At 43.6% G+C, this 13,415-nt stretch carries 14 protein-coding genes and 1 riboswitch; of the genes, 10 read left to right on the top strand and 4 right to left on the bottom strand.

What is annotated here, in order from left to right; genetic code table 11:
* Positions 1-18: 18 nt before the first annotated feature.
* The 7 genes from nusA to FRX57_RS06815 all read left to right on the top strand — a co-directional run bounded on the left by nusA (position 19) and on the right by FRX57_RS06815 (position 6,785).
* Entirely contained in the window at positions 19-1,188 is a 1,170-nt protein-coding gene (gene nusA, locus FRX57_RS06845) for a transcription termination factor NusA (RefSeq protein ID WP_146567987.1), read from the top strand.
* Between the two features lie 18 nt (positions 1,189-1,206).
* Positions 1,207-1,503: an RNase P modulator RnpM gene (rnpM, locus tag FRX57_RS06840; RefSeq protein WP_146567985.1), complete on the top strand. Its 297-nt coding sequence runs from the start codon at positions 1,207-1,209 to the stop codon at positions 1,501-1,503.
* The gene (locus FRX57_RS06835; protein WP_146567982.1) at positions 1,496-1,798 is read left to right on the top strand and encodes a YlxQ-related RNA-binding protein; all 303 of its coding nucleotides are present in this window, start codon (positions 1,496-1,498) and stop codon (positions 1,796-1,798) included. Before rnpM ends, FRX57_RS06835 begins: the two co-directional genes overlap by 8 nt.
* Before the next feature lie 18 nt (positions 1,799-1,816).
* The gene (infB, locus tag FRX57_RS06830) at positions 1,817-4,555 is read left to right on the top strand and encodes a translation initiation factor IF-2 (protein ID WP_146567980.1); all 2,739 of its coding nucleotides are present in this window, start codon (positions 1,817-1,819) and stop codon (positions 4,553-4,555) included.
* A 28-nt stretch (positions 4,556-4,583) separates the two neighbouring features.
* The gene (gene rbfA / locus FRX57_RS06825; RefSeq protein ID WP_146567977.1) at positions 4,584-4,937 is read left to right on the top strand and encodes a 30S ribosome-binding factor RbfA; all 354 of its coding nucleotides are present in this window, start codon (positions 4,584-4,586) and stop codon (positions 4,935-4,937) included.
* A gap of 83 nt (positions 4,938-5,020) precedes the next feature.
* Positions 5,021-5,839 (top strand): Cof-type HAD-IIB family hydrolase, encoded by an 819-nt coding sequence (locus FRX57_RS06820; RefSeq protein WP_146567975.1) that lies wholly within the window; start codon positions 5,021-5,023, stop codon positions 5,837-5,839.
* Between the two features lie 103 nt (positions 5,840-5,942).
* On the top strand, positions 5,943-6,785 hold the full coding sequence (locus tag FRX57_RS06815; protein WP_146567974.1) for a DegV family protein: 843 nt from the start codon (positions 5,943-5,945) through the stop codon (positions 6,783-6,785).
* A 42-nt stretch (positions 6,786-6,827) separates the two neighbouring features.
* Here FRX57_RS06815 and FRX57_RS06810 read toward each other — a convergent pair whose 3' ends face one another.
* The 4 genes from FRX57_RS06810 to trkA form a co-directional block, all read right to left on the bottom strand.
* Positions 6,828-7,655, bottom strand: a complete 828-nt coding sequence (locus FRX57_RS06810; RefSeq protein WP_146567972.1) for a GA-like domain-containing protein — start codon at positions 7,653-7,655, stop codon at positions 6,828-6,830.
* A gap of 12 nt (positions 7,656-7,667) precedes the next feature.
* Positions 7,668-8,174 (bottom strand): hypothetical protein, encoded by a 507-nt coding sequence (locus FRX57_RS06805; protein WP_146567970.1) that lies wholly within the window; start codon positions 8,172-8,174, stop codon positions 7,668-7,670.
* A gap of 148 nt (positions 8,175-8,322) precedes the next feature.
* Complete coding sequence (locus FRX57_RS06800; protein WP_146567968.1) at positions 8,323-9,762, bottom strand: TrkH family potassium uptake protein; 1,440 nt, start codon at positions 9,760-9,762, stop codon at positions 8,323-8,325.
* A gap of 9 nt (positions 9,763-9,771) precedes the next feature.
* Positions 9,772-11,121, bottom strand: coding sequence for a Trk system potassium transporter TrkA (trkA, locus tag FRX57_RS06795; RefSeq protein WP_146567966.1), 1,350 nt, complete (start codon positions 11,119-11,121; stop codon positions 9,772-9,774).
* A 274-nt stretch (positions 11,122-11,395) separates the two neighbouring features.
* On the opposite strand from trkA, the gene FRX57_RS06790 reads away from it, so the two are divergent.
* The 3 genes from FRX57_RS06790 (at position 11,396) to FRX57_RS06780 (ending at position 13,387) form a co-directional block, all read left to right on the top strand.
* A complete protein-coding gene (locus tag FRX57_RS06790; RefSeq protein ID WP_146567964.1) occupies positions 11,396-11,944 on the top strand; it encodes a tRNA (cytidine(34)-2'-O)-methyltransferase in 549 nt (182 codons plus the stop codon).
* Between the two features lie 48 nt (positions 11,945-11,992).
* Positions 11,993-12,120, top strand: a riboswitch (FMN riboswitch).
* Positions 12,121-12,177: 57 nt separating this feature from the next.
* The gene (locus FRX57_RS06785) at positions 12,178-12,747 is read left to right on the top strand and encodes an ECF transporter S component (RefSeq protein ID WP_146567962.1); all 570 of its coding nucleotides are present in this window, start codon (positions 12,178-12,180) and stop codon (positions 12,745-12,747) included.
* A complete protein-coding gene (locus tag FRX57_RS06780) occupies positions 12,737-13,387 on the top strand; it encodes a phosphatase PAP2 family protein (protein ID WP_146567960.1) in 651 nt (216 codons plus the stop codon). The genes FRX57_RS06785 and FRX57_RS06780 overlap by 11 nt, the downstream gene beginning before the upstream one ends.
* Positions 13,388-13,415 lie beyond the last annotated feature (28 nt).

Here is a 13,415-nt window from a genome sequence, read left to right as displayed (position 1 = left end):
GTCGTAAGACCGTCATTTATGAGCAAAGAAATGCTAGAAGCCTTCCGTATTTTGGAAGAAGAAAAACACATTAACAAGGCTGACATCATTGAAGCCGTGACAGAATCTTTGAAATCAGCCTACCGTCGCCGTTATGGCCAGTCTGAAAGTGCCGTCGTTGAATTTAATGAGAAAACAGGTGATTTTCAAGTCTATACGGTCCGTGAAGTGGTCGATGAGGTTTTTGATAGCCGTTTGGAAATTAGTTTGACTGACGCCTTGGCCATTAATCCGGTTTATGAGTTGGGAGATAAAATTCGTTTTGAAGAGTCAGTTAAAGAATTTGGCCGTGTAGCAGCCCAGTCTGCTAAACAAACCATCATGGAACGGATGCGTCGTCAGATGCGCGAGGTAACTTTCAACGAGTACAAGCAGCATGAACGTGAGATCATGACAGGAACAGTTGAACGGTTTGACGAGCGTTTCATTTATGTTAACCTGGGGAGCATTGAGGCCCAGTTGTCCAAACAAGACCAGATTCCGGGGGAAGTATTCAAGTCGCATGACCGAATTGAGGTTTATGTTTACAAGGTGGAAAACAACCCTCGTGGCGTCAATGTTTTTGTGAGTCGTAGTCATCCAGAGTTTATCAAACGTATCATGGAGCAGGAGATTCCTGAAGTTTTTGATGGTACAGTTGAAATCATGAGTGTTTCGCGTGAAGCGGGAGATCGGACTAAGGTGGCCGTTCGCAGTCACAATCCTAATGTTGAAGCCATTGGTACTATTGTTGGTCGTGGTGGGGCAAACATTAAAAAAGTAATCAGTAAATTTCATCCCAAACGTCTAGATGCCAAGACTGGACTCTGGGTGCCTGTAGAAGAAAATATTGATGTAATTCAATGGGTGGAGGATCCGGCAGAATTTATCTATAATGCCATTGCCCCAGCTGAGGTGGACTATGTCTTGTTTGATGAAGAAAATAGCAAGCATGCGACAGTTGTGGTTCCTGACAATAAATTGTCTTTGGCTATTGGCCGCAAAGGGCAAAATGTCCGTTTAGCAGCTCATTTGACAGGCTACCGCATTGATATCAAGTCAGCTTCAGAGTATGAAGCCATGGAGGCGGAAATGCCCCAGCTGGCAGAATCAGAGCTTGCTTCTAATGAGCAGATCGCTGAACTCCTGGAAACTGATGTGACAGAGTAAGAAAAGGTCAGGTGTTTGATGGCAAAAGTAAGAAAAATACCTTTACGTAAATCTGTTGTTTCAGGGGAAATAATTGACAAGCGTGATTTGCTTCGCATTGTTAAAACCAAAGAGGGCGAGATTTTTATTGACCCGACAGGAAAGAAAAATGGCCGTGGTGCCTATATTAAGCTAGACAATCAGGAGGCCCTTTTGGCCAAGAAAAGACAGGTTTTTAACCGTAGTTTTTCAGTGGAAGTGCCAGAGAGTTTTTATGATGAGTTGATTGCTTATGTGGATCACAAGATAAAACGAAGAGAACTAGGTCTTGAATAATAAGGAAAAATTATTAAACCTGTTAGGCTTGGCTCAACGTGCGGGTCGTGTCATTTCAGGTGAGGAGTTGGTTATCAAGGCGATTCAGTCAGGTCAGGTAGGTTTGGTGTTTTTGGCCGATGATGCTGGAAGTAATTTAACCAAGGCCGTTACAGATAAAAGTAACTATTATAAAGTAGAAGTCTTTGCAGTGTTTTCGACACTGGAATTAAGCACAGCTATTGGTAAGCCAAGAAAGGTTTTGGCTATTACTGATGCTGGATTTATTAAGAAAATGAGGACTCTTATGGATTAAGGAATAGGAGGACAAAAATTGTCTAAGAAACGATTATATGAAATTGCCAAGGAAATTGGTAAGGCAAGTAAAGAAGTGGTAGAACGAGCTCAATCTCTGGGCTTGGCAGTCAAAAGTCATTCGTCTTCGGTTGAAGAAGGCGACGCCAAACGGATTGTGGAGAGTTTTGGAGTGGCTAAGGCAGCTGTCAGCACCCCTAAGCCTGAAGCAAAGCCAGCTCCAGCAAAAGCAGAGCCAGTACAGGCGGATGTGGCAAAATCAAGCACGCCAGTAGTCAAGGAAGAAAAAAAGGTTGCTCCTGTAGCAAGTAAGCCAAAAAGCCGCAATTTTAAGGCGGAACGTGAAGCGCGTGCTAAGGCAGAGGCCGAACGGCGCAAGCAGGGACGGGACCGTAAACAGGCAAGCAATCCAGCCCGTCAGCAATCAAACCGTCCAGCGGCTGACCGATCAAATGACCGTCGTCAGGCTAATCGTCCAGCCCAGGCTAATGGCCAACAACAGCGTCAGGCCCAGTCTAACCAGCAGGGACCACGGATTGATTTTAAAGCGCGTGCGGCAGCCCTAAAAGCTGAACAAAATGCTGAATATGCTCGTCAAAGTGAAACACGTTTCCGAGAAACTCAAGCAGCTAAACAAAGAGCGGAGAAAGAGCGTGAACAGGCTCGTCAGGCCAAAAAAGAGGCCGAGAAAGTGGCAAAAGCAGCGACAGAAGTAGTTGTTGAAAAGTCTGAACCAGTTAAACCAGCATCAGCAGTAGTTAACCCAGCGCCTGTAGCTACGGATACGCGCAGAAAGAAAGCCCGTTCAGATAAGTCTCGTGACTTTGCACATGAAAATGAAGATGGGCCAAAACAAAACAAGAATAAGAAGAGTTGGAATAGTCAAAATCAAGTGAGAAATCAAAGAAACAGTAATTGGAATCCCAATAAGAAGAAAAAAGGTAAGAATAATCGCAATGAGGCACCAAAAGCAGTCACGGAACGCAAGTTCCATGAATTGCCTAAGGAGTTTGAGTACACTGAGGGCATGACGGTAGCTGAGATTGCTAAACGGATCAAACGTGAACCAGCTGAGATTGTCAAAAAGCTCTTTATGATGGGCGTAATGGCTACTCAAAACCAGTCTCTTGACGGTGATACCATTGAACTCTTGATGGTGGATTATGGTATTGAGGCCAAGGCCAAGGTAGAGGTTGACACGGCTGATATTGAGCGTTTCTTTGTTGATGAGTCTTACCTCAATCCTGAAAACATGGTCGAACGGGCACCAGTTGTGACCATCATGGGTCACGTTGACCATGGTAAAACCACCCTCCTTGATACTCTTCGTAACTCTCGTGTGGCAACAGGCGAGGCAGGAGGAATTACTCAGCATATCGGTGCCTACCAGATTGAGGAAAATGGCAAGTTGATTACCTTCTTGGATACCCCAGGACATGCGGCCTTTACCAGCATGCGTGCCCGCGGGGCTTCCGTGACGGATATTACGATTTTGATTGTGGCAGCTGATGACGGTGTCATGCCCCAAACCATCGAAGCCATTAACCATGCCAAGGCAGCAGATGTGCCAATTATTGTAGCCATCAACAAGATTGATAAACCAGGGGCCAACCCTGAACGTGTGATTGGCGAACTGGCTGAACATGGTATTATTTCAACCGCCTGGGGTGGCGATTGTGAATTTGTGGAAATCTCTGCTAAATTTGGTCAAAACATTGAAGAACTTTTGGATACAGTTCTTTTGGTTGCTGAAATTCAGGAGCTCAAAGCAGACCCAACGGTTCGTGCCATTGGTACCGTGATTGAGGCACGTTTGGATAAAGGAAAAGGTGCGGTAGCTACCCTACTGGTTCAACAAGGAACCCTTAATGTACAAGACCCAATTGTTGTCGGTAATACCTTCGGTCGTGTCCGTGCCATGACCAATGATTTGGGTCGTCGTGTCAAGGTAGCAGGCCCATCAGCACCGGTTTCTATCACAGGCTTGAATGAAGCACCGATGGCGGGAGATCATTTTGCCGTTTATGAAGATGAAAAAGCTGCTCGTGCAGCAGGTGAAGAGCGGGCCAAGCGTGCCCTGCTCAAACAACGCCAAGCAACCCAACGCGTTAGCTTGGAAAATCTCTTTGATACGCTCAAGGCAGGCGAAGTTAAGTCGGTTAATGTCATCATCAAGGCAGACGTGCAAGGTTCTGTTGAAGCCTTGGCTTCATCCTTGCTCAAGATAGATGTGGAAGGGGTTAAGGTAACCGTTGTTCACTCCGCCGTTGGTGCCATCAATGAATCAGATATCACGCTGGCTCAAGCAAGTAACGCCATTGTGATTGGTTTCAACGTCCGCCCTACCCCACAAGCTCGCCAACAGGCTGATGCTGACGATGTCGAAATCCGTTTGCATAGCATTATTTACAAGGTGATTGAAGAGGTTGAAGATGCCATGAAGGGTATGCTTGACCCAGAATTTGAAGAAAAAGTTATCGGTGAAGCTCTTGTTCGTGAGACCTTCAAGATTTCTAAGGTCGGTACCATTGCTGGATTTATGGTCATCAATGGTAAGGTGACTCGTGATTCTAAGGTCCGTGTCATTCGTGATGGGGTTGTGATTCATGACGGTGCCTTGATTAGCTTGAAACATTACAAGGATGATGTCAAAGAAGTCACCAATGGTCGTGAGGGTGGTCTCATGATTGAAAACTTCAACGATTTGCAAGTTGATGATACCATTGAAGCCTATGTCATGGAAGAAATCAAACGCTAATTCACTAAGTTGCTAGAAAGGAGTTAGCATGGCAAATTCATTTCGTGTGGACCGCGTTGGCATGGAAGTCAAACGTGAGGTCAATGATATTTTACAAAAGAAAGTGCGTGACCCTCGTGTGTCAGGAGTTACCGTGACCGATGTGCAGATGCTAGGAGATTTGTCAGTAGCCAAGGTTTACTATACGATTTTGAGTGATCTTGCCTCTGATAATCAAAAAGCTCAGACGGGTTTGGAAAAAGCGACGGGCACTATCAAGCGTGAGTTGGGCAAACGTCTAACCATGTATAAGATTCCAGACTTGGTTTTTGTTAAAGACCAATCTATTGAGTATGGCAATAAGATTGACCAAATGCTCCGTGATTTGGAACAAAAAGATTAAAAGAAGAGCCAGCGACAGCTGGCTTTTTTCTCTTGGTTGTTGATATGATATAATGAGAACAGAAAGGTAAAAGGTTAAATTGTATGATTAAATTGATAGCAACAGACATGGATGGTACTCTCCTAACAGATGACAAGCAGTTACCTCAAGAAAATATAGCGGCCCTAGAACAAGTGTCAGCGGCAGGTGTCAAGGTGGCCATCTGTACGGGGCGTATGAAATCAGGGGTCATTCCCTATTTTAAGGAGTTGACTATTGGTGATTTTGCCATCTTAAATAATGGTTGCTCAACTTATAGCACCAAGGACTGGTCCTTAACTGCCTATCATGCTCTTAGTTTAGCTGAGATAGCCGATTTGGTTGAGCTTTGTCAAGCCTATCCGGGGATTTACCTGACCCTAGTGGAAAAAGAAAATCTTTATGTTTTGGCTGACCATGTGCCAGAGATTGTGGCCTATGATGCCAGCCTGGTCTTTACTCAGGCTATTGCGACGGATTTGGCGACTGTTGAGGCAGAAGATTTTTTGGTTTTCCAAGCCATGTTTATGGGAGATGAAGAGCTATTAGACCGTTTTCAACAGGAGCAGGCAGCTAATCTAGCCCAGCAGTTTTCTGTGGTACGCAGTCAATCCTATATTTTTGAAGCCATGCCCAAGGGGGTCAATAAGGCCAGTGCCCTAGCAGAACTTGCTGACCGCTTTGCCCTTACTCCAGACCAAATCATGGCTATCGGTGATGGTAACAATGACTTGGAAATGTTAGCCTATGCTGGTTTGGGTGTTGCTATGGGAAATGCCACGGCAGAGGTAAAAGCAAGCACCAACTATTTAACAAGGACGAATGAGGAAGCTGGGGTAGCTCAGGCCATTAGGACCTATATTTTAAATAAAGGCTTGGCTTAAGATTTTATTTGATTCTCAAATGGTTTTTGTTAGGAGAATGGCTAGATTGATGTTATAATAAAAATGAAAGCATTTTATTTTTTAGAAAAGTGAGAGATGACGCATGACTTGGAAAATTGTTGCGGATTCTAGCTGTGATTTTAAGCAGTTGGATCAACTAGCTCCTGATACGACATTTGAACGGGTTCCTTTAACCATTCAGATTGGTAATAATATTTTTGTTGATGATGAAGGTTTAGATATTCCACAAATGATGGAAACCATGTACCAAACCTCAGCAGCTGCGGGATCAAGTTGCCCTAGTCCAGAAGCTTTTTTACAGGCTTATCGTGGGGCTGATCAGGTTTTTGTGGTTACTATAACAGGAACCCTATCTGGTAGCCACAATAGTGCTCGTTTGGGTATGGAAATGCTACGCGAGGAGAATCCTAATATCAAGATCCACTTGATTGATTCCTTATCGGCAGGAGGAGAAGTGGATTTGTTGGTCATGGAGCTTAATCGATTGATTGCCCAAGGTCTCTCTTTTGAAGAAATTGTGGAAAAGATAAGGACCTATCAAGAACGGACTAAGCTGCTATTTATCTTGGCCAAGGTGGATAATCTGGTAAAAAATGGCCGTTTAAGCAAATTGGTTGGTGCTGTTGTTGGCTTGCTAAATATCCGTATGGTGGGTGAGGCCAGTCATGAAGGCCGTTTAGAGCTATTGCAGAAAGCACGTGGGCAGAAAAAGGCGATCTTGGCGGGTGTTGAGGAAATGCTTAAGGCGGGCTATCAGGGTGGAAAAGTGCTGATTGCCCATTCCAATAATGAAAAATTGGCTCAGCAATTAAGTGAGAAAATTCGTGAAACATTCCCACAGGCAGATGTTAGCTATTTACCAACATCAGGACTTTGTAGTTTCTATGCTGAAGACGGTGGTGTCTTACTTGGGTATGAAATATAAAAAAGCAGCTCAGTGTAAACTGGGCTACTTTTTTTGTTAGGGTTATTCTGTTCCTTCTACTGAGGCAGGGCTAGGGTCTTCAGATGGGGTTTCAGAAGGTGCCACTTCTGTACTGTTATCTGCTACTGATTCACTTGTTTGTGATTCAAGGCTAGAAGCAGGAGTTTCATTGTTTACTGGAGTGCTAGGTGTAACAATAGAAGGGCTGACAGCAGGTGGTGTATAGGTTGGGTAGACTGGTGTGTCAGTTGTCGTTGTTCCTAGATTGGCTGAGGTCTCCTCTGCAGCTTGTGTTGAGGCAGAAGAGGATTCACTTTCACGACTAGAAGCTTCTGAAGAGGTGTTACTTGACTCATCAGAGGTCTGTTCTTGGCTAGATGAGTCAGAACTTGTCGTTTCTTCCGAGGATTCCTTAGACAGTCGATTTTTAACGCGATCAAGACGTTTTTGGAATTCTGCTTTCTTACTTGGAATACTAATGCGGTTGATGGCTGCTTGAGCTGCTTTAATGGTTTTTTCACTTGGTGAATTTTCAGCGTTGATGAGGGCTTTTTCGGTGCTATCAACCAAATTGAGTTTAGCCTTAACCTTGTTTAAGCGATTTTGTAAGGTTTCTTTTTGGGAATTGTTGGTTAACTTATTCACTTCAATTTGTGCTTTAGCCAATTTTTCCCGACTAGGATCCTTTTCTAAATCGGCCAATAATTGTTCGAGTTGGCTTGGAATCTGTGTTGACAATTTGGCAGTAGGGGTTGATTGAACCTGACTGGAACTGGATTTTTTATTTAAGGCAAGATAACTAAATCCTAAAATACCCAGTAGGACCAAGGTCAGTCCGATATAGATTAATTCTTTACGTTTGATAGTCATGGTGGGTCTTCCTTAATTTGTTGAGCTTGATGGGCTAGGATCGAGGGTGTAGCCCAAGCTAGAAGCAATGGCTGTTAAACGATTCATTAGCTCAGTCTTTTTCGCTTCGTTGCCGACTTGGTTGAGCGCTTCTTGGGCAGCCTTAATATCCTCTGTGGAAAGACTAGCTTCGGCAGTTTCGACAGCTGTAGTGGCAGCTGTTTGGTTAGTGATTTCAGCGGCTACAGCGTCTAGACGTGCCCGGAGTTCATTTTTTTTGCTATCGTCTTCGATTTGCTCAACAGCTTCTTGGGCCAAGGCCAGGCTACTGTCATTAGGGTTGACTTCTGCATTGGTTACAGAAGCTTTAGCAGTTTGCAATTTTTTTTCCGCTTCTTGACGGGCAACTACTTGGGCAGTCAGATTGCTTGGTTGGACGCTAGCTGTTTTTCTACCAAATGTAAAGTAAATGAAGGCAGCAAAAACAATGAATAGAATAGTCAAAACGAAATAAAGTAATTCATTTTTTGATGATGTCATAAATAGTTTTAATTCCTTTTTTAGATAATAGTACCTCTCTCAATTATAAAGAGAAATTACTAAAAATTCAAGTATTTACTAGGATTTTTCACAAGTTATCCGTCTTGTTTGGCCCCATTTTTGACAATAGACCGGACCTTCAATTAGCCTAGGTTTTGGACCAGGTTTTTGGTAGGAAGAAGAGAATAAGTGGGTATAATTCTAACCTACCGGCAATCATCACAAAAGAAAGGATAATCTTTGATAGTGGACTAAAGAGATTGAAGTTATCATTGGTTCCTAGGATAGGACCGACATTATTGAGGGCTGATAAGGAAGCGCTAGCCACAATTAAGAAGTTATCATTGTCAAGACTGAGAAGGAGGATTAGCCCACTTAGGACCATGAGATAGAGCACTAGGTATTTGAGGATGCTCTGTTGGGTCTTGTTGTCTAGAGGGGTACCATTGACATTTAAGGTCAGGACCCGGTTGGGATAGAGGGTCGAGAGAACTTGGTTTTTGGCTAGTTTTAACAGGGTTAATACCCGCATTATTTTAAAACCACCTGCGGTTGACCCTGCCATGCCTCCGCAAAACATGAGTAAGAGGAGGAGGGTTTGTGAAAAGAGGGGCCAGGGTTGAATGTCCGGATGGCCAAAACCTGTGGAGGTGAGAACGGAAGACACTTGAAAGAAGACCTTCTCTAAAGTGTCTTTGAGGCTAGGATAGAGGCCGTTAATGTTAATACTAATCGCTACTACAGCAATCAGAGTAATGAGTCCATATAATTTCAATTCTTCATTCTTGAAAACACTTCTGACTTTTCCTAGTAGGATAAGGTAGTAGAGGTTGAAATTGACCCCAAAAACTAACATTCCCACAGAAACAATAACTGTTATGAGGGAATTGTTATAATAAGCAATGTTATTTTCATAGCCAGCAAATCCTCCTGTGCCCGCCACTCCCATGGCTGTGACCAAGCTGTCATAGAAGGACAAGCCTGCTAGCCACAGAATTAAGGCCAAGATAATAAACATGGCCAGGTAGATGAGGTAGAGAATCTGAGCAGTATTTTTTAGTTTGGAAACGACTTTGCCAAAAACTGGTCCGGCCATTTCCGCACGCATCACTTCCAAATGGTTATTTTGTGGATTATCCATGATGGCGAGTGCAAAAACCAAAACTCCCATTCCACCAATGAGCTGGGTAAAGCTACGCCAGAGAAGAAGAGAGGGGGATAGGACTTTGGTAGTATCTAAGATTGTCGCACCCGTTGAAGTGAAACCTGAGGTGGTTTCGAAAAAGGCATCAATGAGGTTGGGGATTTGCCCTGAAAAGAAAAAGGGAAGACCTCCGAAAAAAGACCAAAGGAGCCAACAGAGTGAGACAATGATGAGTCCTTCTTTGGTGTAGATTCGATGGTTGTTAGGTTTCAAGACTAGACCAAGTCCTCCTAGGAGCAGAAGAAGCCCCATGGTGAGGAGGATGGCTGAGGTATTTTTGAGTGGTTCTTGGTAAATTAGAGCGGTAATCAGTGGAACGGTTAATAGTCCCGCTTCAATAAAGAAGAGCTTGGCCATTAGGTAGCCGACCATACGACGATTCATAAGTTTGCCCTACCTCTCTAATAAATCTTTGATGCTGTAGATATTTTTGAGCAAGGTAATCACCACGACCTTGTCACCAATTTCTAAGGCATCATCCCCAGTTGGGAAGATTGTCTGCCCTCGACGAATGATAGCAGCAATCAGTACCTTGTCTTTGAGGCCAATCTGCGCCAGTTGTTCACCGGCTAGCATACTTCCTTCCTTGATTTCAAACTGGAGGGTTTCAATGCGTTCGTTGGCTAGGTGATGCATGGCGTCTAGTTTTGACCCTTCGGCGTTGACCCGACCCCGAATAAAGTGCATGATGCTATCAACGGCAATTCGCTTAGGCACCACGATACTGGAAGACAGTTGGTTTTCAATGATTTCTAGGAGAGTGGTGCGATTGACCTTGGTAATATTTTTTTCCACGCCTAGGGTTTCCAAGAACATGGAGGTGATGATGTTTTCTTCATCAACACCAGTTAGGGTAGCCACAGCGTCATAGTTTTGGACATTTTCTTCTAGAAGGATTTCCTTGGTTGTTCCGTCTCCGTGGACGATGTGGAGGTCAGGGAATTCCTGGCTCAACCAGCTGGCACGCGCTTCGCTAATCTCAAGTACCTTGACCTTGATATTGGTATTTTTCAAGATGTGGAGGAGATAGTAGGTAATCTTCCCTGCCCCAATTAGCATGAGATTTTTGATGTATTTATTTTTAACATAGTTATGGAAGAGAATCATCTCCACTCGGTTACCAGTGACAAAGATGTGATCATCTACTTGAATGGTGGCTTCACCATGAGGAATAATGACTTCGTCCCCACGCTTGATGGCGCAAATGACTAGACGGTTAAATTTCTTTCGAAACTGGCTGAGGGTCATATGGCAGAGCTGGCTTTGGAGGGTAATGTGAAACTCCATCAGCATCACTCGCCCATTGGCGAAGTGTTCTACTGACTGGGCATTAGGAAACTCCACGCTATTGGCAATGTACTGGGCGGCCAGCAATTCAGGATTGATGACAGCAGAAAAACCGAGGAAATTTTTATCCTTGAAGTAGGAGTTTGAGTATTCAGGATTGCGCATACGAACAATGGTCTCTTTAGCCCCCATTTTTTTGGCCAGAACTGCAGCAATCATGTTGACTTCATCTTTTTCAGTTAGGGCGATAAAGATGTCGCAGCTGGAGACACCCGCTTCTTCTAAAATTTTATAATTAGCCCCGTTCCCAACAATGCCCATGATATCAAGAAATTTAGTCAGTTGTTGTAGGACTGTTTCTTTTTCTTCAATTAGAATGACATCGTGGCTTTCTTCCACTAAGGATTGGCAGAGGGCAGAGCCGACCTTGCCACCTCCGACGACAATAATTTTCATGAGATATTCTCCTTTTTATCATTATATATCATACTCTTTTTTCCGTGAAAATGCACTTTTTTATCATTGAAAAACGTTTTCAAGGGTGGCCTGGCCAGGAGCAATTATTTTTCCCAAAGCTATTGACATCTTGTTTTAGAATGTTATAATAGGTTTACTTCCTCATTGATTTAACTCAAGCCTGTTATGATTTAAGTTAATGAGCCCATCAACCATGTTGCCTGCTGATTTATTCCGGGTGGCATGGTTATTTTTTTAGCAGTTAGGAGAAATGATGAATCTGGAAGAACTTAGCCATGCTCAAGCAGATCAGGTCCGTGGTTTAAATCACATTGTCTTGTTCCAACCACAGATTCCTGCTAATACGGGAAATATCGCCCGGACTTGTGCGGCGACAAATAGCCCGCTTCACATTATTCGTCCCATGGGCTTTCCAATTGATGATAAAAAGATGAAGCGGGCAGGTCTGGATTACTGGGATAAATTAACCATTTATTTCTATGATAGCTTAGAAGACTTTCTTGAGCAATGCTCAGGTCAGCTACACGTGATTACCAAGTTTGCTGAGCGTATTTATTCTGAGGCAGCTTATCATGATGGGCAGGAACACTTTTTTATCTTTGGTCGTGAAGACACCGGCCTGCCAGAAGATTTCATGCGCCTGCACGAGGACAAAGCTCTGCGGATTCCCATGAATGATCAGCATGTTCGTAGTTTAAATGTGTCAAATGCAGTTTGTATGATTGTCTATGAGGCCTTGCGTCAACAAGATTTCCCTCAATTAGAATTAAGCCATACCTATGAGAGTGACAAACTCAAGTAGGGTTGGAGTCAGTCTTTTTGTGAAAATAAAGAGTTTATGATATACTAAAAGAGTCTTCAGGGCAGGGTGAGATTCCCGACCGGCGGTGACTAAGCATGACTTAGAAGTCCGTGAGCGTAAGCTGATGTGGTGAGATTCCACAACCGACAGTAAAGTCTGGATGGGAGAAGACAAAGGGTTTTTTGTATGCTCTTTGATGCTTCTCCAATTTGAAAAAATTGGAGGATTTTTATATGGTTAAGACGAGGAAAATCGTTTTAGTGGCTATTTTGTCAGCCTTATCGTTTTGTTTAATGCTCTTTTCGTTCCCTTTGATTCCCGGGGCAGATTTTCTGAAAATAGAATTGAGTATCTTGCCAATTTTGCTTGGCATGTATCTTTTGGATTTGAAGGTCGCCTACGTGATTTTATTGCTGAGAACCTTATTGAAATTCGTGCTTAACAATCGTGGGGTCAACGATTTAATTGGTTTACCCATGAACGTTTTGGCTTTGGCCTTGTTTGTCACGGTTTTTGCCCTGGTCTGGAAAGGGCGTGGCAGTCGGTTGGCCTATGTGTGGGCCAGCTTACTGGGAACGGGCTTGCTGACGATGGCCATGTTAGGCTTAAATCTAGTCTACGCCATTCCTTTGTATGCAAAATTTGCAAATTTTGATATCAATCAATACATTGGCAGAGACATTTATCTTTTCCAGATGGTCTTGCCTTTCAACCTGCTACAAGGAATCATTTTTTCCCTTGTGTTTGGGCTGATGTATGGCTTATTAAAACCAGTCTTAGTAAGGTATAAGTATGAAAAATAGAACAATTTATTGGCTTAGGGGGAGTTTTGCCCTGGTCATCTTTGTCTGCTTAGGCTATCTGGTGAAATTTTATCCGGAGACCCTTGCCCCCTTTGATCGCGGGCTACAGGCTACTATCCGTGGCAGTTTACCACAAGGGATGACGCATTTTTTCAAAACCATAACCCTCCTCGGCAATACTAGTAGTCAGCTTGCCCTAGTTTTGCTTGGTGCCCTTTGTCTGTGGTTGAAAGGGTGGAAGTCTGAGGCGGGTTTATTACTTACCAATGGTGCTTTGGCTAGCCTTGCCATTTTAGGCTTAAAGGCGGTCTATCAACGTCCTCGTCCTAGCTTAAATCACTTGGTGGAAGCAGCGGGCTATTCTTTTCCTAGTGGGCATTCTTTGGGGCCCATGTTGATTATTGGGACAGCCATCATTATTGTTTGCCAACGTATGCCAGAATCAGGTAAGAAAAAAGCTTTGTTGTTGCTGTTGGCTTTAGTGATTCTCCTTCTTGGTTTATCACGAATCTATTTGGGCGTTCACTATCCTAGTGATGTCTTGGCTGGTTTTTTGGTCGGCTATGCCCTCTTAAATATCACCTTTCCCTATTATGACTACATTCGTTTTCAGTTAAGATTTACTGGTAAACAAAGCTAAGCTAGACCAGTTCTAGCTTTTTATGGTA

The sequence above is a fragment of the Streptococcus cuniculipharyngis genome (assembly GCF_007859195.1).
Taxonomy (GTDB): Bacteria; Bacillota; Bacilli; order Lactobacillales; family Streptococcaceae; genus Streptococcus; species Streptococcus cuniculipharyngis.
The sequence above is the reverse complement of the archived record's forward strand: the minus strand, read 5'-3'. Positions and strand labels throughout refer to the sequence as shown.

Bases quoted from the DNA above. Each gene is read 5' to 3' on its own strand.
- nusA (WP_146567987.1), top strand. From the start codon at position 19: ATGAGCAAAGAAATGCTAGAAGCCTTCCGTATTTTGGAAGAAGAAAAA.
- FRX57_RS06780 (WP_146567960.1), top strand. From the start codon at position 12,737: ATGAAAAATAGAACAATTTATTGGCTTAGGGGGAGTTTTGCCCTGGTC.
- FRX57_RS06820 (WP_146567975.1), top strand. From the start codon at position 5,021: ATGATTAAATTGATAGCAACAGACATGGATGGTACTCTCCTAACAGAT.
- FRX57_RS06805 (WP_146567970.1), bottom strand. From the start codon at position 8,174: ATGACATCATCAAAAAATGAATTACTTTATTTCGTTTTGACTATTCTA.
- FRX57_RS06790 (WP_146567964.1), top strand. From the start codon at position 11,396: ATGAATCTGGAAGAACTTAGCCATGCTCAAGCAGATCAGGTCCGTGGT.
- FRX57_RS06800 (WP_146567968.1), bottom strand. From the start codon at position 9,762: ATGAATCGTCGTATGGTCGGCTACCTAATGGCCAAGCTCTTCTTTATT.
- rbfA (WP_146567977.1), top strand. From the start codon at position 4,584: ATGGCAAATTCATTTCGTGTGGACCGCGTTGGCATGGAAGTCAAACGT.
- FRX57_RS06785 (WP_146567962.1), top strand. From the start codon at position 12,178: ATGGTTAAGACGAGGAAAATCGTTTTAGTGGCTATTTTGTCAGCCTTA.
- FRX57_RS06815 (WP_146567974.1), top strand. From the start codon at position 5,943: ATGACTTGGAAAATTGTTGCGGATTCTAGCTGTGATTTTAAGCAGTTG.
- rnpM (WP_146567985.1), top strand. From the start codon at position 1,207: ATGGCAAAAGTAAGAAAAATACCTTTACGTAAATCTGTTGTTTCAGGG.
- FRX57_RS06810 (WP_146567972.1), bottom strand. From the start codon at position 7,655: ATGACTATCAAACGTAAAGAATTAATCTATATCGGACTGACCTTGGTC.
- trkA (WP_146567966.1), bottom strand. From the start codon at position 11,121: ATGAAAATTATTGTCGTCGGAGGTGGCAAGGTCGGCTCTGCCCTCTGC.